The organism is Pseudodesulfovibrio sp. zrk46, from assembly GCF_012516435.1.
Classification (GTDB): Bacteria; Desulfobacterota; Desulfovibrionia; order Desulfovibrionales; family Desulfovibrionaceae; genus Pseudodesulfovibrio.
This window is the reverse complement of the sequence record NZ_CP051216.1, coordinates 1759782-1784557: the sequence shown is the minus strand read 5'-3', so window position 1 is coordinate 1784557 and position 24776 is coordinate 1759782. Positions and strand designations below refer to the sequence as shown.

At 56.8% G+C, this 24776-nt stretch carries 22 protein-coding genes; 5 read left to right on the top strand and 17 right to left on the bottom strand.

Going from position 1 to position 24776, the window contains the following annotated elements:
• Positions 1-11: 11 nt before the first annotated feature.
• Together radA and HFN16_RS08100 are read right to left on the bottom strand one after the other, a co-directional pair.
• Positions 12-1337, bottom strand: coding sequence for a DNA repair protein RadA (gene radA, locus HFN16_RS08105; protein ID WP_168890280.1), 1326 nt, complete (start codon positions 1335-1337; stop codon positions 12-14).
• Positions 1338-1340: 3 nt separating this feature from the next.
• Complete coding sequence (locus tag HFN16_RS08100) at positions 1341-1757, bottom strand: hypothetical protein (protein WP_168890279.1); 417 nt, start codon at positions 1755-1757, stop codon at positions 1341-1343.
• Positions 1758-1959: 202 nt separating this feature from the next.
• Here HFN16_RS08100 and argS point away from each other — a divergent pair, with 202 nt between their 5' ends.
• Together argS and HFN16_RS08090 are read left to right on the top strand one after the other, a co-directional pair.
• The gene (argS, locus tag HFN16_RS08095; RefSeq protein ID WP_168890278.1) at positions 1960-3603 is read left to right on the top strand and encodes an arginine--tRNA ligase; all 1644 of its coding nucleotides are present in this window, start codon (positions 1960-1962) and stop codon (positions 3601-3603) included.
• Between the two features lie 108 nt (positions 3604-3711).
• On the top strand, positions 3712-4413 hold the full coding sequence (locus tag HFN16_RS08090) for an SPOR domain-containing protein (RefSeq protein ID WP_168890277.1): 702 nt from the start codon (positions 3712-3714) through the stop codon (positions 4411-4413).
• A gap of 89 nt (positions 4414-4502) precedes the next feature.
• On the opposite strand, the gene cmk is transcribed toward HFN16_RS08090, so the two are convergent.
• From cmk to HFN16_RS08070, 4 genes are all read right to left on the bottom strand, one after another.
• Complete coding sequence (cmk, locus tag HFN16_RS08085; RefSeq protein WP_247648479.1) at positions 4503-5165, bottom strand: (d)CMP kinase; 663 nt, start codon at positions 5163-5165, stop codon at positions 4503-4505.
• Complete coding sequence (gene hisC / locus HFN16_RS08080; protein WP_168890275.1) at positions 5158-6258, bottom strand: histidinol-phosphate transaminase; 1101 nt, start codon at positions 6256-6258, stop codon at positions 5158-5160. Before hisC ends, cmk begins: the two co-directional genes overlap by 8 nt.
• A 141-nt stretch (positions 6259-6399) precedes the next feature.
• The gene (locus HFN16_RS08075; RefSeq protein WP_168890274.1) at positions 6400-6840 is read right to left on the bottom strand and encodes a universal stress protein; all 441 of its coding nucleotides are present in this window, start codon (positions 6838-6840) and stop codon (positions 6400-6402) included.
• Positions 6841-6917: 77 nt separating this feature from the next.
• Positions 6918-7136 carry a hypothetical protein gene (locus HFN16_RS08070; RefSeq protein WP_168890273.1) on the bottom strand — a complete coding sequence of 73 codons (219 nt, stop codon included), beginning with the start codon at positions 7134-7136 and terminating at the stop codon, positions 6918-6920.
• Here HFN16_RS08070 and HFN16_RS08065 point away from each other — a divergent pair.
• A complete protein-coding gene (locus HFN16_RS08065) occupies positions 7135-7593 on the top strand; it encodes a hypothetical protein (RefSeq protein WP_168890272.1) in 459 nt (152 codons plus the stop codon). The genes HFN16_RS08070 and HFN16_RS08065 overlap by 2 nt on opposite strands.
• Positions 7594-8223: 630 nt before the next feature.
• Here the strand turns inward: HFN16_RS08065 and HFN16_RS08060 are convergent.
• The 5 genes from HFN16_RS08060 to HFN16_RS08040 are packed head-to-tail and all read right to left on the bottom strand — an operon-like array spanning position 8224 to position 13036.
• On the bottom strand, positions 8224-8946 hold the full coding sequence (locus HFN16_RS08060) for an ABC transporter ATP-binding protein (protein WP_168890271.1): 723 nt from the start codon (positions 8944-8946) through the stop codon (positions 8224-8226).
• A gap of 12 nt (positions 8947-8958) precedes the next feature.
• Positions 8959-10149, bottom strand: coding sequence for a branched-chain amino acid ABC transporter permease (locus HFN16_RS08055; RefSeq protein WP_168890270.1), 1191 nt, complete (start codon positions 10147-10149; stop codon positions 8959-8961).
• Positions 10130-11032: a branched-chain amino acid ABC transporter permease gene (locus tag HFN16_RS08050; RefSeq protein ID WP_168890269.1), complete on the bottom strand. Its 903-nt coding sequence runs from the start codon at positions 11030-11032 to the stop codon at positions 10130-10132. The genes HFN16_RS08055 and HFN16_RS08050 overlap by 20 nt, the downstream gene beginning before the upstream one ends.
• Before the next feature lie 55 nt (positions 11033-11087).
• On the bottom strand, positions 11088-12245 hold the full coding sequence (locus tag HFN16_RS08045; RefSeq protein WP_168890268.1) for a branched-chain amino acid ABC transporter substrate-binding protein: 1158 nt from the start codon (positions 12243-12245) through the stop codon (positions 11088-11090).
• Between the two features lie 35 nt (positions 12246-12280).
• Positions 12281-13036, bottom strand: a complete 756-nt coding sequence (locus HFN16_RS08040) for an ABC transporter ATP-binding protein (RefSeq protein WP_168890267.1) — start codon at positions 13034-13036, stop codon at positions 12281-12283.
• A gap of 449 nt (positions 13037-13485) precedes the next feature.
• Between HFN16_RS08040 and HFN16_RS08035 the strand changes: the two genes are divergently transcribed.
• A complete protein-coding gene (locus HFN16_RS08035) occupies positions 13486-14235 on the top strand; it encodes an SDR family oxidoreductase (protein WP_168890266.1) in 750 nt (249 codons plus the stop codon).
• 360 nt (positions 14236-14595) lie between these two features.
• Here HFN16_RS08035 and HFN16_RS08030 read toward each other — a convergent pair whose 3' ends face one another.
• The 6 genes from HFN16_RS08030 to aprB all read right to left on the bottom strand — a co-directional run bounded on the left by HFN16_RS08030 (position 14596) and on the right by aprB (position 22828).
• On the bottom strand, positions 14596-15255 hold the full coding sequence (locus tag HFN16_RS08030) for a hypothetical protein (protein WP_168890265.1): 660 nt from the start codon (positions 15253-15255) through the stop codon (positions 14596-14598).
• Between the two features lie 50 nt (positions 15256-15305).
• Positions 15306-16577 carry a quinone-interacting membrane-bound oxidoreductase complex subunit QmoC gene (gene qmoC / locus HFN16_RS08025; RefSeq protein ID WP_168890264.1) on the bottom strand — a complete coding sequence of 424 codons (1272 nt, stop codon included), beginning with the start codon at positions 16575-16577 and terminating at the stop codon, positions 15306-15308.
• Positions 16578-16587: 10 nt separating this feature from the next.
• Positions 16588-18864: a hydrogenase iron-sulfur subunit gene (locus tag HFN16_RS08020; RefSeq protein ID WP_168890263.1), complete on the bottom strand. Its 2277-nt coding sequence runs from the start codon at positions 18862-18864 to the stop codon at positions 16588-16590.
• 3 nt (positions 18865-18867) lie between these two features.
• Positions 18868-20091, bottom strand: coding sequence for a CoB--CoM heterodisulfide reductase iron-sulfur subunit A family protein (locus HFN16_RS08015; protein WP_168890262.1), 1224 nt, complete (start codon positions 20089-20091; stop codon positions 18868-18870).
• A 171-nt stretch (positions 20092-20262) separates the two neighbouring features.
• Complete coding sequence (aprA, locus tag HFN16_RS08010; RefSeq protein WP_168890261.1) at positions 20263-22260, bottom strand: adenylyl-sulfate reductase subunit alpha; 1998 nt, start codon at positions 22258-22260, stop codon at positions 20263-20265.
• 67 nt (positions 22261-22327) lie between these two features.
• A complete protein-coding gene (aprB, locus tag HFN16_RS08005) occupies positions 22328-22828 on the bottom strand; it encodes an adenylyl-sulfate reductase subunit beta (protein ID WP_168890260.1) in 501 nt (166 codons plus the stop codon).
• Positions 22829-23437: 609 nt separating this feature from the next.
• Between aprB and sat the strand changes: the two genes are divergently transcribed.
• Positions 23438-24721 carry a sulfate adenylyltransferase gene (sat, locus tag HFN16_RS08000; RefSeq protein WP_168890259.1) on the top strand — a complete coding sequence of 428 codons (1284 nt, stop codon included), beginning with the start codon at positions 23438-23440 and terminating at the stop codon, positions 24719-24721.
• Positions 24722-24776 lie beyond the last annotated feature (55 nt).

The window sequence follows — 24776 nt, the reverse complement described above, 5'->3', positions numbered from 1 at the left end:
TTCTCAACCAGCTAATTGTTCTTACCAAACAGAATACGTTGCAGGTCGGCCAGCGTCGGACAGGTGCCGGAATGACAGGCAGGCTCATGCCCCAGACGCTGCGACTGCTTGAGGCGAACATCGTGGGCCGCCACCGGACGCACCTGACCGTTCAGGTCGATCTCTCCCCAGTAGACCGACGATTCAGGCAAGGGCTGATCATAGAACGAGGACAGGATGGCTGAAATCACAGCCAGATCAAGTCCGGGATCCTTGGTGGCAAGACCACCGGTGATCTTTGCGTAAATATCATACCCGCTCAGGTTGAGACGGAGTCGCTTCTCCAACACTGCCAGCAGCAAGTTGAGCCGGTTGGTGTCGAACCCGAGGGACGTACGGCGCGGGATGGTCAGGAAGGATTTGGAGACCAACGCCTGCACCTCCACAGCGAACGGCCGCTGCCCGTCAACCGCCATGGCCATGGCCGTGCCGGACAAAGAGGGGTCACGCGTGCCGAGAAAGAAGGTGGCCGGGTCTTCCACCACTTCGAGGCCCTTCTCCTTCATGGTGAAGACCACCAGCTCGTCGCTGGGGCCGAAGCGGTTCTTGAGCACGCGCAGAATGCGGGAAAAATGTTTTCGGTCGCCTTCCAGATAGAGGACCGTGTCCACCATGTGCTCGAGCAGCTTGGGACCGGCGATCTGCCCGTCCTTGGTGACATGGCCCACAAGAATAAGCGTGGTGCCGGTCTTCTTGGTCTTCTCCACCAATTCGGAGGCCACGGCGCGCACCTGACTCACGGAGCCGGGAATGCCTTCGGCCATGGCAGAGGCCAGCGTCTGCACGGAGTCCACGATGAGGAGCTCCGGCGGCTCGGGGCCATCGAGAATAGCGAGGGCGTCCTCCACCTTGTTGGTGGAAATGGCCATCAGCCCGGGACCGAGCAGGTCGAGGCGTTCGGCGCGGGATTTGAGCTGCGGCAGGGACTCCTCGCCCGAAAGATACACGGCAGTATGGCCGATGCGGGACTGGCTTCCTGCCAGTTGCAGGAGCAGCGTGGACTTGCCGATGCCCGGTTCACCGCCCAACAGGATGGCTGCACCCGGCACCAATCCGGCGCCGAGCAGTTGATCGAGGGCATCAAACCCGGAAGTACGGGCATGCAGGTCTTCGGAGGCGAGCTCTTCCAGTGGAAGCGGCTTGTCCTGCGCGGCGGCAGCGCCCACAGGCTTGGCCGAGCGCTTGGCCACGGTCACGGCCTCAAGAGTATTCCATTCCTTGCAGGAGGGACACTGGCCCTGCCAACGAGGAGACTGCGCGCCGCATGCGGCGCAACGATAGGCTTCCTTGGTCTTCACTAGCTATTTCTTCCTTGTCCAGACTTCCAGTCCGATCAGGGCTTTATCTCTGTTATCCATTACCCAGCGACCACTCAGCTTGCCGTCGGCCTCCAGCCGCAGCACCGTAACGCCACGCTCCACACCACTGACATTGGTAAAGGAGAGGCTCAAGGTCGACCCCTTGGGATCATACAGCCCGGCCCCCGCATAGGTCTGATCATCCATAAACCCGCGGTAATGCCACGCATCTCCCCATTTTCTGAGCACGGCCTTGCCCTGATAATCGGGCGGCCCGGAGCCATCAGAGCCAGGATCCCAGCCGAGAATCAGGTATTCACCCGCGATATCAGGGGTGTCATCGGACTGAGCGTTGGCCACCGGGGAAGTGGCGACCAGCACGAAGAGCAGAACAAAAGCTGGAAATATTCGTACAAGCATGGTCACCTCGCTGTTAGTTATTCGGTCAATCCTAAAGATTTCAGCGAAGCAACGCAAGGAATCCTGCATATTGGACCAGTCAATCCCACAAGCCGTTTTTGCCCTCCTTTCTCCGGCGAGAGGGCCATTTCTCCACTTGGAGTTCGTGAGCAAACGTGATAATGGCCCCGTCACGAGCTTTGTTTAAGGAGATACATAAAGCATGAGAGCAAAAATCCATCTGGAAAGCGCATTGAAAGCGGTTCTGGCCGACAAGGGCTGGGAATGGCCCGAAAAGGCTGTCATTGAACCGCCCAAAGATAAAAAATTCGGCGACATGTCCGCCAACGTCGCCATGATGCTGGCCAAGCAGGCCAAGAAGGCTCCTCGCGCCATTGCCGAGGATATCGTCGAGGCCATGCAGAACGATCCGTACATCACCGGTATCGAGATCGCCGGCCCCGGCTTCCTGAATTTCACCTTCGCCCCCCACTTCTGGTGGATGACCATCCCCACCATCGTGGGCACCGGCGAACACTACGGCGAGTCCGGTATGGGTCACGGCACCAAGGTGCAGGTGGAATACGTTTCCGCCAACCCCACCGGCCCCCTGCACATCGGTCACGGCCGTGGCGCGGCACTGGGTGACTCCCTTGTCCGCATCATGGAGAAGGCCGGTTACGAAGTGGAAGCCGAATACTACATCAACGACGCCGGTCGTCAGATGCTCATCCTCGGTTCCTCCATCTGGTACCGACTGCAGGAAGTGGCAGGCAAGGAAGTGGCTGAGCCCGAGGATTACTACCGCGGCGAATACATCATCGATATCGCCCGCGCCGTGCTCGACGCCAACCCGGACATTTTCGACAAGCCCGAAGAGGAAGCCGTTGAGATCTGTAAGAACTACGGAATGAACGACATCCTCGAAGGCATCAAGGAAGACCTCAAGGCCTTTGGCGTCCGCCACGATGTCTGGTTCTCCGAGAAGTCTCTGGTCACCGACGGCAAGGTTGATGAGACCTTTGCCGACATGACCAAGACCGGCATGGGCTACGAGAAAGACGGCGCCTTCTGGTTCAAGTCCACCGAACTGGGCGACGACAAGGACCGCGTCCTGCGCAAGTCCAACGGCGACACCACCTATTTCGCATCCGACATCGCGTACCACGACAACAAGTTCAAGCGCGGCTTCGATCAGGTCATCGACATCTGGGGCGCAGACCACCACGGCTACATCCCCCGCATGATGGCTGCCTGTGAGGCCATCGGCCACAAGGGCCAGCTGGACGTCATCCTCGTGAACCTCGTCAACCTGCTGCGTGACGGCGAGCCCATCGCCATGTCCACCCGCGCCGGTCAGTTCGAGACCCTGAAGGACGTTGTGGACGAAGTCGGAGCCGATGCTTCCCGCTTCATGTTCCTGTCCCGCAAGTCCGACTCCAAGCTCGACTTCGACCTGGAGCTGGTCAAGCAGAAGTCCATGGACAACCCGGTCTACTACGTGCAGTACGCCCACGCCCGCATCTGTTCCCTGAACAAGAAGGCGGAAGAGGCCGGCATCAAGCCCGCCGATGTCAAACCGGACGCCATGTCCCTGCTCGACACCCAGTACGACATGGAAATGCTCAAGCTGCTCGATCAGTACCCGGACTACGTTGAGGCCGCTGCCCGCGCCCAGTCCCCGCACATGATCAGCATGTATTTGCAGGAGCTTGCATCTACCCTGCACAGATACTATACAAACTGTCATGTCCTCTCTGCCGAGGGTGACATCGCGGCCGCCCGCCTCATGCTGCTCAATTGCGTGGCAGGCGTGATCAAGAACGGTCTGGGACTGCTTGGTGTAAGCGCACCGGAATCCATGTAGCGCACAGCAAGAACGCATTTAGGAAGTCCCAAGCCTGCCGCGTTTCATCGCGGAAGACTTGGGACTTCCGTTTTTTTCATCAACCGAAATCACCGCAAAGGTAGCCACATGGCCGATAAGAAGAAGGACTCCAAATTCAAGGTCAAGATTCCGAAGCTCAACGCTTCCCAGAAGACCTACGACTTCTCCCTTTCCCTGCCCGGCATGATCAGTGCCGTGGGTGCGGGCGTACTTGCCCTCACTTTCTTCTTCATTATGGGTATCCTCATCGGGCGCGGTTACCGCCCCGAGACGGACGTGCCCCAGCTCAACGAGATCATGCCCTCCAAACAGCATGGCCAGGTTGCCGAGCAGCCCAAGCCGGAGATTCTCAAGCCCGAAGAGCTTGAATACCCGGAACGCCTCAAGGAAAAGCCTGAAACCATGATGGCCGAAACCGCTCCGGCTCCTGCGCCCAAGCCTGTCGCCAAGCCTGAGCCGAAACCCGAGCCTAAGGTGGAGGCAAAGCCCGCTGATGCTGAAAAGCCCGAGACGTTCACCCCGGAAGTCAATTACGGTGAACCCGTTTTCGACTACGTCTATCAGGTCGCATCCTTCAAAAAGGCCGACATGGCCGACGCTCTGAGCGCCAAGCTCGTGGCCGCAGGACTGCGCACCAACATCTCTTCCGGTGACGTCAAAGGCACCACGTGGCACCGCGTGCAGGTGCTGCACCACGGCACCCCGGCGTCCACCAACGACATGAAGGCGGTGCTGGCCAAGTTCGGCATCAAGAAGCCGCTGCTCAAGAAAAAGAAAGCTGTTCAATAAGACAGCACCAGAGAGTCAAAAAGAAACGCGCCCCACATCCTTCCGGATATGGGGCGCGTTTTATTTTGCAATACAGAGAATAAGTATATTTAAGAAGCCTTCACTCCCGCAACCAGCGCTTCGAACACCTGATCTTTGCTCAGCTCGGTGGTGTCGATGGTGGTTGCATCGTCGGCAGCCTTGAGCGGTGCCACGGCGCGGTTGCGATCCTGATGATCGCGCTTGGCGATCTGCTCTTTCAACTCTTCGAGGTCGGCCGGTTTGCCGAGGCGTTCGAGCTGATGGCAGCGGCGGTTGGCGCGCTCTTCCACAGAGGCGTCGAGGAAGAATTTGTTGGGCGCATCCGGGAAGATGACAGTACCCATGTCGCGGCCTTCGGCAACAAGGGAGAACCGTGCACCGAGGGACTGCTGGGCTGTCTTGAGGAAGGAGCGAACGACCGGGAGTGTGGCCACGTTGGAGGCCCACATGCCGACCTGCTCGGTACGGATTTCGTCACCAATGGGCGTGCCGTTCAAGGAGAGGATGGATTCCTCACCAATGCCGGACAGAGTGTAGTCGAATTCGGCCAATGCAGCTTCTATACGAGACTCGTCCCATTCCCAGGCACCTTCGCCCAGTTTCCAGGCGATGGAGCGGAACATGGCTCCGGTGTCGAGGTAGGGAATGCCGAGTTCGCGGGCGAGCCGCTTGGCCATGGTGGACTTGCCGACTCCGGCGGGGCCGTCGATGGTGACGATAAGGTTATGCACCGAGCACTTCTCCCAGGCGTTTGATGAATTCCTTGTTTTCGTGGTCCGTGCCCACATTGACACGGATCAGCTTGCCGAGCCCGAAGCTGGCCAGCGGACGGACAATTACGCCCTTCTTGAGGAGCGCCTTGAACACGGTCTGTGCAGGCTTGGGCGGCTGGAACATGAGGAAGTTGGCCTGACTGGGCCACACCTTGCAGCCGAGCTTGGGCAGTTCTTCCATGAAATATTCACGACCGCGCATAACCAACTGGAGCGTCTCATTGTAAAAGACCTCGTCATTGAGGGCGGCCACGGCAGCGTCTTCGGCCAACAGGTTGACCGTGAACGGGATGCGCGCGTTCTTCATCAGGCTGGCGAGCTTGGGCGGCAGGATGCCATAGCCAACGCGCAGACCGGCCAGACCATAGGCCTTGGAGAAGGTACGCAGCACAACGAGGTTGTCGAACTTGTCGTACGCCTGCACCGGAGTGTAGGACTCGGGCGGCCAGACAAAGTCGATGTAGGCCTCGTCCACCACCAGCAGACAGTCTTCGGGCAGCACGCCAGCCAATACGGACAGGTCTTCCACGCCAGCGGCAACGCCAGTCGGGTTGTCCGGGCTGGTGACGATGACCATGGCGGTGTTCTCGTCAGCGGCTTCGGCCATCTTGTCCAGCGGCAATTCGAAATTCTCACCGCGCGCCACTTCGCGGTATTCCACACCAGCCAGCTTGGCGCACATGCGGTACATGGAGAAGCAGTTCTCATAGCACACCACGTTGGACTTACCCGGGCGCGCCTTCATGCGGAACAGCATGTCGATGATCTCGTCGGAGCCGTTGCCCACCAGAATGGATTCGGCAGGCACGCCAACGTGCTTGCTGATCTCCTTGACCAGTCTCGGGGAGTGGTTCTCGGGATAGCGGAAGGCGCGGTCGGCGTTGTTGGCCACTGTCTTCTGGACTACCGGAGACACGCCCAGCGGATTCTCGTTGCTGGCGAGTTTGATGACGGTATCCAGACCATATTGCTGCTGAATCTGTTCGATGGTCAGACCCGGAGTGTACGGATCGAACTCCAGAATCTCCGAACGGACGCTGAATTCTCTCATGATCTCTTCTCTCAATGTATCGTATCAGGCCGCGACGTACCGGAATTGCCCGAAGCAAAAAGAAGGAACGGCCAGAGCCGTTCCTTGTATAAACTTTACGATGCCCCGTAAAGGGGGCAATTCACACCTTACCCAACGCGACTACTTTGGGCGCACGGTCAACACCGGAACCGGCGAAGACTTGACCACCTTTTCGGCCACGGAGCCAAACAGGATGCGGTCGATGCCCTTGCGTCCATGGGTACCCATGACGATCATGTCGGCGTTCTCGGCCTCGGCAATGGCGAGCACTTCCTCTGCCGGATAACCGGTCACGACCTTGCCTTCCACGTTGAGGTCATTGAAGTTGTCCTTCACGAACTCATTCATGGTGTCTTCTGCGCCAGTCACGATCTCGCCCACAAAGGACTCGATGGAGCTGGGCGGCACATGGAATCCTACATATTGACTCAGGGACGGGGCCACGTAGAGCACAACAATCTTTGCGCCCACGCAGTTGCCTACCATGGCCGCATATTCAGCCACCATGGGACTGTAATCGGAAAAGTCCACCGCACACAGAATCTTCTTGATATCAGCCATACCGTCCTCCTTATTTAACTGCTCCCGCCTGCCTGCCCCGAAATCCGACGGGTCATCCTCGCTAAACGGGTATTATCCTATTTATAAAATGCCAGAGCCACCTGCCATAGACAACATTTTTCTTCTGCATTACCATAAAAATAACACTGGATAGGCAAGCACACCCTGCCCGGCATTTTTTTCCCTGTTTGTTTTAGAGAAAAAACCTGCATTTTCGGCAGATTGCAACTTTTCATTACTTGGCAAGCTTCTTGCTCAAATACGAGCAGAAACCACAGGATAGGAGTGAGAACCATGAAGATCCGTCCTGATCAGATCGAGGGCGTCCAACCAGAGCAATTGCGACGGAAGGACAAGGCCAATGCGCCTGGGCAAGCCTTCGGGGATATTCTCAATCAGGAAGTGAGCAAGACCGGTACGCCGCAGGCTGCCGCGCACATTGCACCGCCTCCGATCGTGAATCCTCTGATCGCCGCGGAAGCCGCCGCGCCCGTCAGTTCCAACACTGGAGCTGCCGCAACCGGACAGGTGGAATCCATTCTCGACAAGTGGGACAGCTACGCAGCGACCCTTGCCAACCCCGAGGCAGGCCTCAAGTCCGCCTCCGGTGCCCTGGATGAGATCGCCAGCGATGTAGCGGCCCTCAAGGAAGGCAACGCCAACCTTGACCCAGGCCTCAAGTCCATCGTCGACGAGTTGGAAACGCTCACCGCAGCTGAACGATTCAAGTTCAATCGCGGCGATTACATCTAGCCCAGGTGTGTTCTATTTCGCCCCCTTGGATTGCTGCAAGCAATCCAAGGGGGCTCTTTTGTGCCCCGGCTTGCGATAGCGGCGCATCTGCGTCGTTGCCGGGCATGATTCAATCCTCACCGTAGCTAGGCTACGCCTCCGGGTGAATCACACCCGGCGCCTAGCAGCTTCACCACTCTCACAAGCCTCACGTTGTCAGGGAAAGAAAGAGCCCTCGACTCGGTACTGTGTGCGTTAACCCGCTGTTGGGTGCTTTGCACCCAAGGTGCTCTTTGTGAGTTAAGAAAATTTTTGTTATCCGCACTCTCCCCCCTCCCCATACGAAGACCGGAATCAGCCCTTGAGCCCGAGCACTAGAAGCTGACCAAATCGAATGCCGCCGATGACAACACCATTGTCACAGCGAACTAGTTCGCGCAGTCAAACTCAAGGCATTCTATTTGGATCAGATTCTCAGCGAAAGCTCACGAGGCGACCAAACTACAAAAGCCGCGCTTTTTTCGTTCTTTTTTGGGGCGGCTCAGCCAAAAAAGAACCGCCTTCCGCGAAGGACGCCCCCGGCAGGGATCTGACAATAAAAAAGCCGCCCCAAAAGGGCGGCCTTCCTTATCTCTTCATTTCCTAAAAAAACTACTCGCCAAGATACGCCTTACGAATATCCGGGTTGGCCAATAACTTCTGGGCATCGTCTTCCATCACAACGCTACCCGTCTCCAGCACATACCCGCGCTGGGCGCATTGCAGAGCAAGGTTCGCATTCTGCTCAACCAACACGACGGTCACGCCCTGCTCGTTGATCATCTTGATGATGTCGAAGATCTGCTGCACCAGCAGCGGTGCGAGGCCCATGGAGGGCTCGTCGAGGAGCAGGACCTTGGGGCGGCTCATGAGGGCGCGGCCCATGGCAAGCATCTGCTGTTCGCCGCCGGACAGGGTGCCGCCCAACTGTTTACGGCGTTCGCGCAGTTTGGGAAAGAGCTCGAAGACTCGTTCGATATCTTCGGCCTGCTCAGCCTTGTCGTCACGGAAGAAGGCGCCCATGTCGAGGTTTTCCAGCACGCTCAGGCGCGGGAAGATGCGGCGGCCTTCAGGAACCTGACATAACCCCATGGTCGGCAGGAGTTCGCTGCCCACATTGTTGATGCGGTTGCCCTTGTAGAAGATATCGCCTTCAGCAGCTTTGACGATATTGCAGATCGTCATCAGCGTAGTGGATTTTCCGGCCCCGTTGGCACCGATGATGGTCACGATTTCACCCTCGTAGACCTTCAGCGAAATCCCTTTGAGTGCCTGGATTCGACCATAGGCCGAAACCACGTTCTTCATTTCCAATATAGGTGTTTTATCAGACATTTTGTATCTCGATTACTCTGATTCTTCGGAACGACGACCGAGACGCTTTGCAGGCCAGATGCCAGCGGGACGGATGAGCATCATGAGGGTCATGACACCACCAAAGATGAGCATACGGTAGAGTTCAAATTCACGGAACAGCTCGGGCAGAGCAACCAGAACCAGAACGCCAAGAATAACGCCCGGGATAGAGCCCATACCGCCGAGAACGACCATGGCAAGCACCATGGCGGATTCCAGGAAGGAGAAGGACTCGGGGCCGACGAACTTCATGCGCGCGGCAAAGAAGGCACCGGCAAACCCGGCAAAGGTTGCGCCCATGGCGTAGGCCAGCAGCTTGAGCAGGAAGGTGTTCACCCCCATGAGCTCGGCTGCGGTCTCATCCTCGCGGATGGCCTCCCATGCGCGCCCGATGCGCGAATAGTTGAGGCGATAGACCGAGATGATGGTTATCACCGCAATGCCGAGGATCACGTAGTACATGGAACTCAGGCTGCGGAAAGTGAAGCCGAACAGCTCGGGCCGCGGGATGCTCAGGATACCATTGGGACCGTTGGTCAGCTCCATCCAGTTGTTGAGGATGAGGCGGACGATTTCACCAAAGCCCAATGTCACGATGGCGAGGTAGTCACCACGCATGCGCAGGGTCGGATAACCGATGATGCAACCGGCAATGGCAGCCAGAACAGCAGCGATGGGCAGACAGACCCAGAAGGACAGCCCAAAGTTGATGCTGAGCAATGCGTAGGTATATGCTCCCACGCCGTAGAAAGCGATGTAACCGAGATCAAGGAGACCAGCCAGACCGACCACGATGTTCAAACCGAGACCAAGGCAGATGTAAACCAACACCTGAATGGCGACGTCATGAGCATAACGGCCAGTGACCAGCGGATAGATAATGGCCAGAGCCAAAATAATGGTCAAGACAAGCCATCTGGGCAGCTTCTCATAAAACGCCTGTAGGGCGGAAACGCCTGATTGGGCAGGCTTCCCTACGGAATCGAGGTAACCCGCTTCCTTGACCTGATAGAAAAACATGACAAACACGGCAGCCACGGCCACGTAGCCAAACACCGTGAAGGTCTTGCCGAACTCCAACCCGTCCGGCTGAATGCCGAGCATCGGGAAGAGCAGGATGAGAAACCAGACGAGGCCGACGCCACAGGCCAGCCACAATTTTTTAGACTCGTGTATCGTCAACGTTCTCTCCCATGATGCCGGTGGGTCGGAAGTACAGGACCGCGATCAAAATGATGAAGGCGAACACGTCTTTGTACTCGCCGGAGATGTATCCGGCGGCAAAAATCTCGACCATACCGATGATGAGGCCGCCGATGAGCGCGCCCGTGATGTTGCCGATACCGCCGAGTACTGCGGCGGCAAATGCCTTGATGCCGGGGACGAAGCCCATGGAATAGTTCACCGAGCCGTAATACAGGCCCACCATGATGCCTGCGGCGGCAGCCAGCGCCGCGCCGATGGCAAAGGTGGTGGCGATGATACGGTTGGAGTTGATGCCAACCAGCGCAGCCATGGTCTTATCCTGAGCAGTGGCGCGCATGGCACGGCCGATGCGGGTCTTGAAGACCAGCACATTCAGGCCTACCAGCAACGCAGCGGTCAGGGCCACGATGAAAATCTGCATGTAGGAGACCGAAACCAGTCCCCAGTGGAACCCGCCGGAGGTGATCTCAGTGGGGTACGCCTTGTCGTACACGCCCTGGGTGAGCATGAGTCCATTCTGCAGGAAGATGGACATACCCAGCGCCGAGAGGAGCGCGGCAAGACGGGAGGCCTGACGCAAAGGCTTGTAGGCAAGCTGTTCCACCGCCATGGCGAGCAGCGCGCAATAGCCCATGGCCAGAACCAGGGAAATACCGAGGCAGGCGTAGGGATGCAGTCCCTGCGCAGCCAAGTAGGAAATGAGGATCACGCCCATGTAGCCGCCAGCCGCAAAGAACTCGCCGTGGGCGAAGTTGATGAGCTGGATGATGCCGTAGACCATGGTGTAGCCCAGGGCGATGAGTGCGTAGACGCCGCCGAGCGTGATGCCGTTGATCAACTGTTGTAGAAAAAATTCCATAAGGTTCCAATATCGGGGCCCCGCTTAGAGCGGGGCCCCGGAGTTTGATTGTTGCTTAGTACTTTTCGCCGGTCAGGGAGTTCCAGTAAGGTACGAACTTGCCGTCCTTGACCTGGTACACGGTGTAGTTGGAGCCGGAGTCGCCCTTCTCGTTGAAGGACATGTCCTTGGAGGCGCCAACGAACTTCAGCTTCAGGATCTCAGCACGAACCTTCTCGAAGTCGGTGGAACCGGCAGCCTTGACGGCCAGCAGGTAGGACATGGCGGAGTCATAGGCGTAAGCGGAGTAAGCACCGGGCTCGGTACCGGTCTTGGACTTCCACTTGGCGTAGAAGTCCTTGTATGCCGGAGCATCCTTGTCGATGGCACCGAAGGTCAGGAACATGCCTTCAGCATCGGCCTTGGCGATTTCCATGAGCTTGGGATGGTAAACTGCATCCTGGCCCATCATCTTGGCGTTGATGCCCATGCGCTTGGCCTGGATGACCATCAGAGCGCCGGTGGCGGAGTTCTGCAGGGAGATGTAGAGCAGATCCGGGTTGGCAGCCTTCACCTTGGTCAGCACTGCGGAGTAGTCCTTGTCGCCCTGGTTGACGTGGTCGTGTTCCAGAACTTCAATGCCGTTTTCCTTGGCAGCGGCGACAACGCCGTCGGCCAGGCCCTGGGAATAGGTGGTCTTGTCGTCAACGACGAAGATGGTCTTCACGCCTTCAACTTCTTTCATGAACTTGACGGCGGCGGGAGCCTGGTGGTCATCACGACCGCAGATGCGGAACATGTTGGTCAGGCCGCGTTCGGTAACCTTCGGGTTGGTGGAAGCCGGAGTCAGCATGATGATGTTTTCTTCGGCCAGGGTTTCGGAAGCGGGGATGGTGGAGCTGGAGCAGTATGCGCCAACAACGCCGGTGACCTGGTCGTTGATCAGCTTGTTAGCTGCGGCCACGGCCTGCTTGGGATCACACGCGGTGTCCTGCGGAAAAATCTGAATATCGGTGAAGCCAGGAACACCACCCTGTTCTTTCATGACTTCAGCAGCGATTTCGGCACCCTGGCGGATGTCGTTACCGTCAGCGGCATAGGGGCCGGTCAGCGGGGACATTGTTCCCATTTTAAGGATCTGGTCGGCTTTCTTCTCTTCGCCGCCACCGCCGCAGCCCGTGAGGGCCATGGTCAGTACGGCAAGAGCCGCGATCAGCACGAGTACACGTTTCATAGACACTCTCTCCATTGTTGCGGTTTAGCCAGCCGTTACTGGCCCAAATATGCCTCGATCACGTCGGGGTTCTTCCGAATCTCTTCGGGCAGCCCTTCAGCGATCATTACTCCGTGATCCAAAACGATGATACGGTTGCAGATACCCATGACGACCTTCATGTCATGCTCAACCATGAGCACGTTGATGCCGAGGTCGGTGATACGCCCGATGTCGTGCATCAACTCCATGGACTCGGCCGGGTTCAGACCGGCAGCAGGTTCGTCCAGCAGGATGGTATGCGGCTCACTGGCCAGGGCACGGGCGATCTCCAGACGGCGCTGGTGACCATAGGCCATGTTGGAAGCCACCTCGTCGGCGACCTCTTCCAACCCCATGAATTTCAGAGCCTCCATGGATTTCTCCGTGATGCGCTCCTCTTCACGTTTCTGTGAAGGACTGCGCAGAATGGCCCCGACGACGCCCTTGGTAGAGCGGCTGTGCTGGGCGATCATGCAGTTCTCCAGGGCGGTCATGTTCTGGAAGAGCCGGATGTTCTGGAAGGTACGTGCGATACCTTTGGAAAGGATCTGATAAGGACGCAGCCCGGTAATGGTCTCCCCGTCATAGGAAGCAGTGCCGGACGACGCTTTGTAAACTCCGGTAATTACATTGAATACCGTAGTCTTGCCTGCGCCGTTGGGACCGATGAGACCGACCACGTCACCCTTGTCCAAAGAGAAGGAGACATCGGTCAAAGCCTGCAACCCACCAAAACGAACGCATATATCGTCTAATACGAGTTTTGCCATAAATTCCTGATTATCTTGAAACTAAACCCAAAAACTCACCTTGCTGACCCAAGCCCCGTACCTGTTCAACAAACTGAAATGAGTGACTTTTTTGAGAATTGGACACAACCTATTAACCCATTTGACAAAAAATGTCTAATCACCGTCAAGAATGATGATCTCCTGATTAATGTTTTTTAAAATTTGCAAATCACAGAACAACATTCATTTGACCCCACCATAAACCATACATAGATGGTTACCACCCCATGAAATCCGTATCGCCTGACTACAGCGATGCACCAATCTCATATTTTGTTCTGCTGAATCATGCATTTTTTGCACTTCAATCATTCCTCAAACTGATCAAAACGATTCAAAAAAACCATTGGTACACTTCCCCTTTGCACCCTATTGCGAATAGGCGTACACCTTTTTCCATCCAAAACAGCAAATCAGGAGAGAGAAATATGCCCAAAACAGTTTTCATTACCGGCGCGACCGCCGGATTCGGCAAGGCCATGGCTGAACGATATGCCGCAGAAGGATGGCAGCTCATCCTGACCGGCCGCCGCCAGGAGCGCCTGGACGAACTCAAGTCCACCCTTGATGTGCCTGTCCACACCATCTGCTTCGATATCCGCGACAAGGCCGCTTGTCAGGCTGCCGTAGCGGACCTGCCTGCCGAGTTCTCTGACATCGACATCTTGGTCAACAACGCAGGCCTCGCCCTCGGCGTGGAGCCCGCTCAGAAATGCGATATCGAAGAGTGGGAATGCATGGTCGACACCAACATCAAGGGACTGCTCTACATCACCCGCGCCGTCCTCGAAGGCATGGTCGAACGAGACAAGGGCCACATCGTCAACCTCGGCTCCGTGGCTGGCACCTACCCCTACCCCGGCGGCAACACTTACGGCGGCACCAAGGCCTTCGTGAACCACTTCTCCAAAAACCTGCTGGCTGATCTGCTGGGCACCAGAATCCGCGTTACCAACATCGAACCCGGCATGTGTGAATCCGAGTTCTCCGTTGTCCGCTTCCGTGGCGACAAGTCCAAAGCCGACAACGTCTACGAAGGCACCGAATCCATCCAGCCCGAAGACATCGCCGAGATCGTCTACTGGACCACCACCCTGCCCCCGCACGTCAACATCAACTCCCTCGAAGTCATGCCCGTAGACCAGGCATTCTCCCCCTTCGCGGTGAATAGAAAATAACCTCACAGTACCCAATACTGATAAAAGGCCGACATCCACACGGATGCCGGCCTTTCTTCTTTCATAGCACTCCACGCGCCTTTGTGGCACCGCCACAAACAGCAAGTTACCGCACACCGCCCCGCAAAGAACCACACTCCCCTCCCCGACCACCCAAGACTTGCGAGAGTGGTGTAGCTGCTAGGCGCCGAGTGCAAAGTTACCGCAGTCGTAGCCCAGCTACGGCGAGGACAGCTTTGTACTCGGCAACGACGCAGATACGCCGCTATCGCAAGCCGCCACCGAACCGAAAATTGGACGCAAAAAAAGGGGCCCGCGCGAAAAGCGCGGGCCCCTTGGCGTACAATTTCGGTTCGCGACCTACCAGTTGTCGCCGCCGAATGCGTCACCGCCGAGACCGAAGTCAGCTTCGGGCTCGCCGCCAACTTCAGGACCGGTGGACAGGGTGTCGCCACCAGCGTCTGCAGCGCCTTCGGCACCGGCAACACCGGCAACCACAACGCCCTGGCTCTTGACCTTCTCAACTTCTGCCATGAGATCGTTGAGCTTGGTGGTCATTTCGTTGAGCTTGGTGGTAGCAACGGAAACCTGGTTTTCACCGGCTGCGTTGGCAGCATCGATGGTTTTGACCTTAGCTTCCAGCGGATCGATCTTAGCGGCCAGATCAGCTTTTTCACCGGTCAGTTTTTCTACTTCAGCCTTGAGGGCTGCATTTTCGGCTTTCAGAGCGGCCAGGATGTCGAGGACAGCCTGAGCGCGAGTAGCTTCTGCCTCGGGCAGAGCTTCGATCTTGACCTGGTTGCCGAGCTTGGCGATATCGCCTTCGGCGTACTTGGTCAGGCCGGGTTCCTGCTCGTAGATCCATGCCTTGGACAGAGCCTGGGCAACGGGAGCGACGTCGGCTTCGACGGTTTCGGAACCAGTGATGTAAGCCAGCATATCGAGCTGAGTCTGGTCGGCGGCTTCACCGCGCAGGACAGACACGAAAGCGTTCATGGGGTAAACCTTAGCTTCAGCCATTTGATGCCTCCTTAACTAAGTAAGCTTCTTTTATAGTTTCACCAAGGCGACTATTTGTCAGCGCCCATGGGGATGCGGCCAATTTTCTTGGCGTAGGACAGTGCCACAGTACGGTAAACCAGGTGACCGAGCTTGGACCACGGCAGGTAGGCCAGCATCATGAAGACGCCAATCAGGTGCACGTAGTAGATCGGGTATGCGAGCAGAGCCACGTTCAGAATGCGGAAGACGAATGCGGCGATACCGGTCAGGAAGATGGTCCAGATCAGGGTGATCAGGTACCAGTCATACCAGCTGGAGGACTGCTTTGCTTCGTCGAGGTTTACGCGACGCTTGGTCAGGGCGATAAGACCGTAGACACCCAGGCCGGCGCCAACAAAGGCGAGCAGCTTGATCGGGTGGTAGATCGGCATCGGGGTGTGGCCGATGGCGGACACGATGTCGCCAAGACCAGTGATTCCGATAGCGCGGAGGAGCCAACCGCCCCAGTGACCGGCAGCAACGACACCGGTGACGACCATCAGGCAAATGAAGGCGAACATCAGCATCTTGTGACCACCGGCGCGCTTCACGTCGAGCTCGTCGGAGTGGTCATCGTTGCAGTCGTTGAACTGGGTGTGCTGCAGGATCTCGTACTTGACCGTATCGATCAGGCAGGAGCAGAAGCAAGGCTCTTCCTTACGACCCACGATGAAGGTCTTGGGCTGAGCTTCCAGAGCTTTGAGCATATTACGGACACCGGCGTAGAAGCCCCACACCATGAATGCGAACACGAGCATGAAGATCGGGTCGATGGTGAAGTCACCGGGGAACAGACCACCGAAGACGACGTTGCCGTCTGCAGTGGGGACCCACTTGTGATTGAGGGCATCCCAGTCAAACTTGGGCAGGAAGGAACCAACCTTGCCAGCCATGATGACCCAGATGATGCCGTAGATCAGTGCCGGGATGGCAGCCAGAGGCAGCATACCGGAAGAAGAGGCCATCAGCTTGCCGATGATCGGCAGCGGAGCCAGGTTCTGGTAGGCCATGTTACGCAGGGCGGACAGCAGGTCGCCCGGCTTGGCGCCACGGGGGCAGAGATCAGAGCAAGTGCCGCAGTTGTGGCACAGCCAGATGTCGATATCATTGACCAGGCGGTCTTTCAGACCCCACTGAGCCCAGACCATTTCCTTACGAGGGTAAGGAGAATCGGACGGAGACAGCGGGCACACCACAGAGCAGGTGGCGCACTGGTAGCATTTTTTCAGGGAGTCGCCGCCTACGGCCTGCAACTCTTTTACGAACTTAAGGTCCGGTTGTACCTTAACGGTATTAGACATGCCGTACCTCCTAGTAACCCTTGAACGGGTTCGGGCCGAAGTTGGTGGTGATGTTCTCTACGAACTCATCGATCATGTCAGGCACCTGGTCGTACATGTCGATGGAGACCTCGTACTGCTCAACGCGCTCAGGCTCAACACCCAGGCGGCCCAGGGATTCGGCGATGTTTTCCTTACGGCGGTTACACAGCTCGGAACCCTTGACGAAGTGGCACTGGTAGTCGTCGCCGTACTTACAGCCGAGCATCATCAGGCCATCAACACCCTTGGACATTGCGTCTGCAACCCAGATGGCGTTAACGGAACCGAGACAACGGACGGGCAGGAAGCGAACATACGGGGACCAGGACTTGCCGCGCATGGCAGCCATGTCGAGGGCCGGGTAGGCGTCGTTCTCACAAGCCAGGACGATGATACGGGGACCGCCTTCGTCGAGGGTATCGGGAACTTTGACTTCCTTGATGGCAGAACCGATCTGGTTGATGCCGTAGTTGGCGAAGGAGATAACGCGCTCGGGGCATGCACCCATGCAGGTACCACAGCGGCGGCAGCGGCTGGGGTTCGGCATCGGCGTACCCTTCTCGTCATCGTCCAGAGCGCCGAACGGGCACTCTTCAGTACAACGCTTACACTGAGTACAACGGGTGAAGTTGAACTCGGGGAAGCTGATATCACCGGAGCGGGGGTGCACAGCCATGCCGCGGTTGGCAGACTCGATGCACTGGATTGCCTTGAGGGCAGCACCGGCAGCATCTTCCTCAGCGAGACCCAGGCCCATGGGCTGACGCACACAACCAGCGGCGTAAACACCAGTACGGCGGGTTTCGTAGGGGAAGCAGATGTAGTTGGAATCAGCGAATCCGTCGAACAGCTCGAGGTCCGGGAATGCCGGGCCCTGGCGGTAGACGAAGTTCATGATCGGATCGGCAGCGGTGGTCGGAACGAGGGCAGTGGGAACCACGACCATGTCGGCGACCAGTTCGATCTCGGCGCCCAGGAGGGTGTCCTTGGCGGTGATGGCGATCTTGGAACCGGCTTCCTTGACAGCGGTGACGGTACCCTTAGTGAGCATCACGCCAGCGTCGTCCTGAGCTGCCTGGTAGTATTTCTCGTTGATGCCGGGGACCATCATGTGATCGTACACGACGTATGCCATGGCATCCGGAGTGAGTTCACGAACGTAGTTGGCCTGCTTCAGGGCAACCAGAGAGGTGAGCTCGGAGGAGTAAGCGAGGTGCTTGGCGGATTCCTTGTCTTCGTAGACATAGGTTTCGCACTCTTCCACATCTTCCTTGGTGTCATCACAGGGCATGTCTTCGGGAGCTTCGCAGGCTTCGCCGCACTCGCCGTAAGTGACGCCCTTCATCAGCAGAGTGGTGTCAACGATGAAGGCAACGGAAGCGGGAGCGCGACCGTCGGCCATCTGGATGCCACCGTTCTTGGCCATCTTTTCAAATTCGGCAGTGGTAACCACGTTTTTGATGGAACCGTAACCGAGGGGAGCCAGGAACTTGGTCTTGCCGGGGACCCAGCCAGTGGCCAGGACGACAGAACCGATCTCGTATTCGGTGCCGCCGATGGTGACCTTGTACTGGGCCGGAGCGCCAGCCAGGGACTCAACGGTAGCGCCGGTGATGATCTTCACCTTGGCGTTGCCTTCCACTTCCTTGATCAGGGCGTCGATGCCGACTTCCTGCTCACGCTCGCTGAAGGGAGCGCCCAGAGGGAAAGACTTGTACATGCCAGAAGCCTTACCGCCAAGGGTGTCTTCCTTTTCAACGAGGATGACTTCGTAACCCAGAGCAGTAGCGTTCTGTGCAGCTTTCAGACCGGTGAAACCGCCACCTACGACCAGCACGGTCTTGAAGGCATCGGGGAGTTCCGGTTCAGGAATCCGGCTGTTGAACAGCTTGGTGATTCCCATATTGATATAGTCCTTGGCGATGATTTCCATCTGGCCAGGGAACTTGGGGTCTTCCTGGTAGGACCACACGCACTGCTCACGCAGAGACACGCGCTCAACCTGGATTGCATCGCCGAACTTGAACACGTCCCACTTGGCGCGGGGGGTACAGGCGCAGCAAACCACGCCGTCCAGTTCATTTTCTTTGATGTCGGCCTCGATCATGGCTTTGCCTTCGGGGCTACAGAGCACCGCGTTGGACTTGGCCACGGTCACGATGGAGGAGTGTTTGCCGTTGGCAGCGAATTCGGCCAGGGCGTCGATCTCGAGGTTATCCCCGATCTCGCAACCTCCACAGATATATACTCCAAGCTTTTCAGCCATGGGTTACCTCCCTACCACGGTTTGAATCGCCTTCATCGCGGCAGCGGTGCCGGACTGGGCGGTCTTCATGACGTCAAAGGGCTGCTTGGCGCAACCTGCGGCGATGATGCCTTCGCCATCCATGACGAAACCGTCTGCATCGGTGGTGCCAGCGCCGGCGCCGCAAGGCTCCATACCGGTGGCGAGCACGACCATATCGAACTTCTCTTCAGTCTTGATGCCGGTGACGGCATTTTCGACAGTCACGATCGGGTTGCCCTGTGCGTCTTCGACGATTCCGGCAACCTTACCCTTCACCAGGTTGAGCTTGTCATCAGCCTCGGTGATGGTCTTGAACTTGTCGTAACGGCCGGGAGTACGCAGATCGATGTAGAAAACGGTGACGTTTGCATCGGAACGCTCGCGGACGTAGCGGACATGCTTCAGGGAAGCCATGCAGCAGATGTAGGAGCAGTAGTTCAGGTGGTTCTGGTCACGGGAACCGGCGCACTGAACAAATGCGATCTTCTTGGGCTCGGAACCATCGGAGGGACGCTGGATCTTACCGTTGGTGGGGCCGTTGGGAGCAGCAAGGCGCTCGAACTGCATGTTGGTGACGACGTTCTTCAGAGCGCCGCCGCCGAGGTTGGTCAGCTTGGAAACATCGTAGGGCTTCCAGCCGGTGGCGACGACAATGGCACCGACAGCCAAGTCGATGGTCTTGGGTGCGTCGTCCAGTTCCACTGCGTCGTAGGGGCAGGCGTTCTTGATGGCAGTCAGTTCGCCTTCGGAAGCATTCTCTGCGTCCACCACGTAGCGCATGGGGAACATGAAAGGATGGGTTTTGTATGCCAGGCCGCGCTTGCCGGTGCCGAAATCAAATTCGGACTCGATCTGAGTGGCGGTAGCCTTCTCACATTCGCCGCAGGCAGTACATTTTTCGTTCACGAAGCGGGGACGCTGCGTGATCTTCACATCATAGTTACCAGCGGTGCCGGAAACAGATGCGACGTCGGCCATGGTGATGACCTTGACGTTAGGGTTGTTTTTGATGCGCTGGAACTGAATCTCCAGACCGCAGGACGGGGGACACAGCTTCGGGAAATACTGATTCAGCTGTGCGACCCTGCCACCGAGGTAGGGATTCGTTTCAACGATGTAAACCTCGTAGCCGAGCTCTGCGGCTTCGAGGGCAGCGGTGATTCCTGCGAATCCACCGCCTACAACGAGAATACTGTTGTTCGACATTCTCTTCACTCCTCCCGAATAAAGTTGAGGATAAGCCAAAAAAATGGCCTAAACCCGGGCCGGGGTTGATTCATCCCGGCCCGGATTCAGACCATTTTTCCCCGGCGTTTTGGGAAGTGACCGCGGGCCCGGGGGGGCCCGCGGTCACGGGATGATCATTTATCCTAGTGACTAGGCGTCAGGGATGATCTTGACGTAAGGCTTCTTGAAGACAGTAGTCACGCCAGTGGCGGGATCGTACTTGGAGTTACAGAAGCACTTCCACTTGGAATCGTCCAGACCCATGAAGTCGCCGCGGTAGTAGAAGCCGGGGTAGCGGGATTCTTCGCGGAACTCGATGTGCTGCATGTGCAGGCGGACGGTCCAGAGGCGGTGGAACTGTTCCCAGCAGCGCATCAGTTCGTGGAGGTCACGAGCTGCGAGCTTCTTGGAATCTTCTTCCATCATGCCGAGCAGCCAGAAACCGGTGTTCAGCAGAGCCTTGGAGGTCATGTACAGAGTGGAGACACCACCGCCGTATTCATCGGTGCACTTAACGAGGCGCATCATGAAGTTGTGCGGAGTGATGTAAGCGGGGTTGACAACAGGATCGGTGGAACCGCCCTTGTTCTCTTCGTAGGTGTACCAGGGCTGGTAGAGTTCCTGCTTCAGATCGGCAGCGGTCTCCTTGAAGGAGGGGGTGTAATCTTTGTGATCAACAACCCAGCGGACCATCTGCTTACCGACGATGCGGCCTTCAGCGTGGGAACCGGAGGAGAACTTGTGACCGGAAGCGCCGACACCGTCAGCACAGGTCCACAGGCCGTTAACAGTGGTCATACGGTTGTAGACCTTACCGTTGTCAGCTTTAACCTTGTAGGACTCGGGAACCCAGTCTTCGTCCGGGCCGGAGCACCAGATACCACAGCAACCGGAGTGGGAGCCGAGGAGGTAAGGTTCGGTGGGCATGATTTCGGAACCGCGATCTTCAGGAGCGCAGTTGGTAGCAGCCCAGAGGTTAGCCTGGCCAACACACATGTCGAGGAAGTCTTCCCAAGCCTCAGACTCGAGGTGCTTCCACTCGGGACCGGACAGGTCACCGTTAACGGTGTTCAGCAGAGCGGTCTTGGTGTCCATGAAGATCGGGCCGCGGCCTTCACGCATTTCACGGAGCATCATGTGGTTACGCAGGCAGGTGGGGATGATGTGACCCTTGGCGTAGCCGCGATCCTCGTAAGGCTTCAGCATAGCACGGTTGGTCTCGCAGTAATCCTCACCCTTGTAGTTGGTGGCCTTAGCTTTGAACAGCAGGAACCATGCGCCAACCGGGCCGTAACCGTCCTTGAAGCGGGCGGGGACGAAGCGGTTTTCCATCATGGTCATTTCGCCGCCGACCTGAGCGACCATGGTGTAGGTGGAACCAGCGTTCCATACCGGGTACCATGCACGACCCATGCCTTCACCGGTGGAGCGGGGGCGGTACACGTTAACTGCACCACCACAAGCAACGGAGATAGCGTTGGCCTTGTAGATGTAGATCTTGTTTTCGCGAGTGGAGAAACCAACAGCACCAGCGACGCGGTTGGGCTCGTTCTCGTCGAGGAGAAGCTTAACGATGAAGACGCGCTCGATGTAGCGTTCTTCGCCGATGGAGTTCTTAGCAGCTTCAGCAACGATGCACTTGTAGGACTCACCGTTGATCATGATCTGCCAGCGACCGGAGCGAACGGGCTCGGCGCCGTTGCGGATGGCCAGGCCTTCAGCCTTAGCCTTGCCGCCGTCGAGGTTCTTACCGTCTTTCTTAACCCAAACGGGGAGGCCCCATTCTTCGAAGAGGTGAACGGAATCATCAACGTGACGGCCGAGGTCGAAGATCAAGTCTTCACGGACCAGGCCCATGAGGTCGGTGCGGACCATGCGGACGTAATCGTCAACATCGTTCTCACCGCAGTAGGTGTTGATTGCGGACAGACCCTGAGCAACAGCACCACCGCGCTCCAGGCAAGCCTTGTCAACCAGTTCCAGGGTGATGGACGGATCCACTTTCTCGATCCAACGCATGGCTTCGAAAGCAGTACCGCAGTTACCCATACCGCCACCGACGAGCAGGATGTCTACGCTTTTCTCAACGATTTCCGGCTCGGCGAGAGCAACACCCTTGGAAGCTTCTTTACTGGGAAGCAGAGGCATAATATTTCTCCTAGTATTATTCGTGATTCAAGTTGTCTAAAAAGACGATGTTACGCGTAAACTCGAATTAAACGAGGTTAGCGTAGTCTTCCATCTTCCACTCTTTCTTCAGATCTGCATCAGAGATCTGAGCCTCTTCCATTGCGGTAGCAATAGGAGTAGCCAGCTCGGTCTCGGTGAACAGCAGTTCGTTTTCGAGATCGGTAGGCTCAGGCTTGCCCTCGTAAGGCTTGATGGAGCCTTCAGCGGTGGTGCGGATGGGGAACTTGAAACGCTTCACGGAACCATTACGGAACTTGATGGTCCACATGATATCTTCAGCGCCGCGCATGGGGATGGAGGTACCACCCATGGGTGCGAAGTCAGCGTACGGACGAGCTTCGATTGCGCCCTGGGGGCAAATCTTAACGCAGGAGTAGCACTCCCAGCATGCGGAAGGTTCCTGGTTGTAAGCCTTCATTTCGTCAGCATCCAGGATCATCAGATCGTTCGGGCAAATGTACATGCAGGCGGTCTTTTCGCCACCCTTGCAGCCGTCACATTTTTCCGGGTTAACAAAAGTCGGCATAACTTCTCCTCCTAAAGGGTTTTATTATTCAAATAAACCGACGTCCTCTACCTAAACAAAAATATCGACACAATTAAGTGTGGAAATTGGGAATTAGCAAGACGACCAGACCTTGTCAACGAGAAAGTGAATTTTTGAACAAGCGGTACTCGTCATGCCTTGGCAGCGGCATCAGGAAGCCAGAAATTCGGCGTTTACCCCGTCCATTCCCGCCGGACCGGAGAGCCTTTGTGAAAACCTGGCATTATCCATGAAAAACCACCAACGTTTTAGTGTAAATATTCACTTGTTAGCAAGCCTTTTTTCTCTGTGTTGCACGAATATCATCAAAACGACAGAAGTGACCGAAAACACACGACATTTATGCCGCATGGAATCTACATTTTTCTAGACTTTTTTATGAGTAAATCTACCTTCAGAATCTCCCACATTACAAATATAAGAACACGCCCACTCTCCGGAAAAAACCGCTTGACACGACTTTCACAAACGTACATTAAAGGCTGACCATTTACATGGGAAATCATCATGGTTCTGGGGCGGCGAACGACGCACACCATGAATTAAGGCAATGGTTTTCTTGAAAAATTATCTTTTAGGAGGCTTACTATGTCCAATCTCGTAGCACCTCACGGTGGTAAAGGGCTCGTCTGCTGCCTGCTCGAAGGCGCAGAGCTCGAAGCAGAAGTCAAAAAGGCTGAAGGCCTGAAGACCCTCGAAATTTCTGACCGCGCCAAGGGCGACCTGATCATGATGGGTATCGGCGGCTTCTCTCCGCTGAACGGCTTCATGACCAAGGCTGACTGGGCCGGCGTTTGCGAAAAATTCCTGATGGCTGATGGCACCTTCTGGCCCATCCCCATCACCCTCGACACCGATGACGAAGACGTCAAAGTCGGTGACGAAGTTGCTCTGAAGGCTGCTGACGGCACTGTGTACGCAACCATGAAGGTTGAAGAAAAGTACGAGATGACCGAAGAGGACAAGAAGTGGGAATGCGAACTCGTCTACAAGGGCGAGGGCGAAGAGTCCGCTGACGATGTCTTCTGGAAGATCGCCATGGAAGATCATCCGGGCGTCCAGATGGTTATGGCTCAGGGCAAGTACAACCTGGCCGGTCCCGTTAAGGTCCTCTCCGAAGGCGACTACGCAGAGCGTTTCCCCGGCGTATACCTGACCCCCGCTCAGATCCGTGCTGAAATGGAAAAGCGCGGCTGGTCCAAGGTTGCCGCACTGCAGCTGCGTAACCCCATGCACCGCTCCCACGAATTCCTGGCCAAGATCGCCGTTGAAGTTTGTGATGGCGTTGTCATCCACTCCCTGATCGGTAACCTGAAGCCGGGCGACATCCCGGGTGATGTCCGCGTCAAGTGCATCCAGACCCTGATCGACAACTACTTCGTTCCCGAGAACGTCATCAACGCTGGTTACCCCCTCGACATGCGTTACGCCGGTCCCCGTGAAGGTCTCATCCACGCTACCTTCCGTCAGAACTACGGCATCAACAACATGCTCATCGGTCGTGACCACGCTGGCGTCGGCGACTTCTACGGTCTGTTCGAAGCTCAGGAAATCTTCAAGAAGATTCCTTACGTCACCGAAGCTTGCCCCGAGCCGGGCAAGGCTCTGCTCTGCCAGCCGATGAACATCGACTGGACCTTCTACTGCTACAAGTGCGACGGCATGGCTTCCATGCGTACCTGCCCCCACGGCAAGGACGATCGCGTCATCCTGTCCGGCACCAAGCTCCGCAAGGGCCTGTCCGAGGGCACCGAGATTCCCGATCACTTCGGTCGTGAAGAAGTCCTCGTTATCCTGCGCGACTACTACGCAAACCTCACCGAAAAGGTTGAGGTTAAGATGCAGAAGGCTGCTTCCGCAGAAGACATGTAGTCTCACTGCGGTCAGCATCTAGCTGACTATCCGAGGGGAGGTTGCTTTTGCAGCC

What these genes read in the sequence shown, in the direction of transcription:
- HFN16_RS08100 (WP_168890279.1), bottom strand. Translation starts at nt 1,757, where the DNA reads ATGCTTGTACGAATATTTCCAGCTTTTGTTCTGCTCTTCGTGCTGGTC.
- argS (WP_168890278.1), top strand. Translation starts at nt 1,960, where the DNA reads ATGAGAGCAAAAATCCATCTGGAAAGCGCATTGAAAGCGGTTCTGGCC.
- HFN16_RS08090 (WP_168890277.1), top strand. Translation starts at nt 3,712, where the DNA reads ATGGCCGATAAGAAGAAGGACTCCAAATTCAAGGTCAAGATTCCGAAG.
- hisC (WP_168890275.1), bottom strand. Translation starts at nt 6,258, where the DNA reads ATGAGAGAATTCAGCGTCCGTTCGGAGATTCTGGAGTTCGATCCGTAC.
- HFN16_RS08075 (WP_168890274.1), bottom strand. Translation starts at nt 6,840, where the DNA reads ATGGCTGATATCAAGAAGATTCTGTGTGCGGTGGACTTTTCCGATTAC.
- HFN16_RS08065 (WP_168890272.1), top strand. Translation starts at nt 7,135, where the DNA reads ATGAAGATCCGTCCTGATCAGATCGAGGGCGTCCAACCAGAGCAATTG.
- HFN16_RS08070 (WP_168890273.1), bottom strand. Translation starts at nt 7,136, where the DNA reads ATGGTTCTCACTCCTATCCTGTGGTTTCTGCTCGTATTTGAGCAAGAA.
- HFN16_RS08060 (WP_168890271.1), bottom strand. Translation starts at nt 8,946, where the DNA reads ATGTCTGATAAAACACCTATATTGGAAATGAAGAACGTGGTTTCGGCC.
- HFN16_RS08050 (WP_168890269.1), bottom strand. Translation starts at nt 11,032, where the DNA reads ATGGAATTTTTTCTACAACAGTTGATCAACGGCATCACGCTCGGCGGC.
- HFN16_RS08045 (WP_168890268.1), bottom strand. Translation starts at nt 12,245, where the DNA reads ATGAAACGTGTACTCGTGCTGATCGCGGCTCTTGCCGTACTGACCATG.
- HFN16_RS08040 (WP_168890267.1), bottom strand. Translation starts at nt 13,036, where the DNA reads ATGGCAAAACTCGTATTAGACGATATATGCGTTCGTTTTGGTGGGTTG.
- HFN16_RS08035 (WP_168890266.1), top strand. Translation starts at nt 13,486, where the DNA reads ATGCCCAAAACAGTTTTCATTACCGGCGCGACCGCCGGATTCGGCAAG.
- HFN16_RS08030 (WP_168890265.1), bottom strand. Translation starts at nt 15,255, where the DNA reads ATGGCTGAAGCTAAGGTTTACCCCATGAACGCTTTCGTGTCTGTCCTG.
- qmoC (WP_168890264.1), bottom strand. Translation starts at nt 16,577, where the DNA reads ATGTCTAATACCGTTAAGGTACAACCGGACCTTAAGTTCGTAAAAGAG.
- HFN16_RS08020 (WP_168890263.1), bottom strand. Translation starts at nt 18,864, where the DNA reads ATGGCTGAAAAGCTTGGAGTATATATCTGTGGAGGTTGCGAGATCGGG.
- HFN16_RS08015 (WP_168890262.1), bottom strand. Translation starts at nt 20,091, where the DNA reads ATGTCGAACAACAGTATTCTCGTTGTAGGCGGTGGATTCGCAGGAATC.
- aprA (WP_168890261.1), bottom strand. Translation starts at nt 22,260, where the DNA reads ATGCCTCTGCTTCCCAGTAAAGAAGCTTCCAAGGGTGTTGCTCTCGCC.
- aprB (WP_168890260.1), bottom strand. Translation starts at nt 22,828, where the DNA reads ATGCCGACTTTTGTTAACCCGGAAAAATGTGACGGCTGCAAGGGTGGC.
- sat (WP_168890259.1), top strand. Translation starts at nt 23,438, where the DNA reads ATGTCCAATCTCGTAGCACCTCACGGTGGTAAAGGGCTCGTCTGCTGC.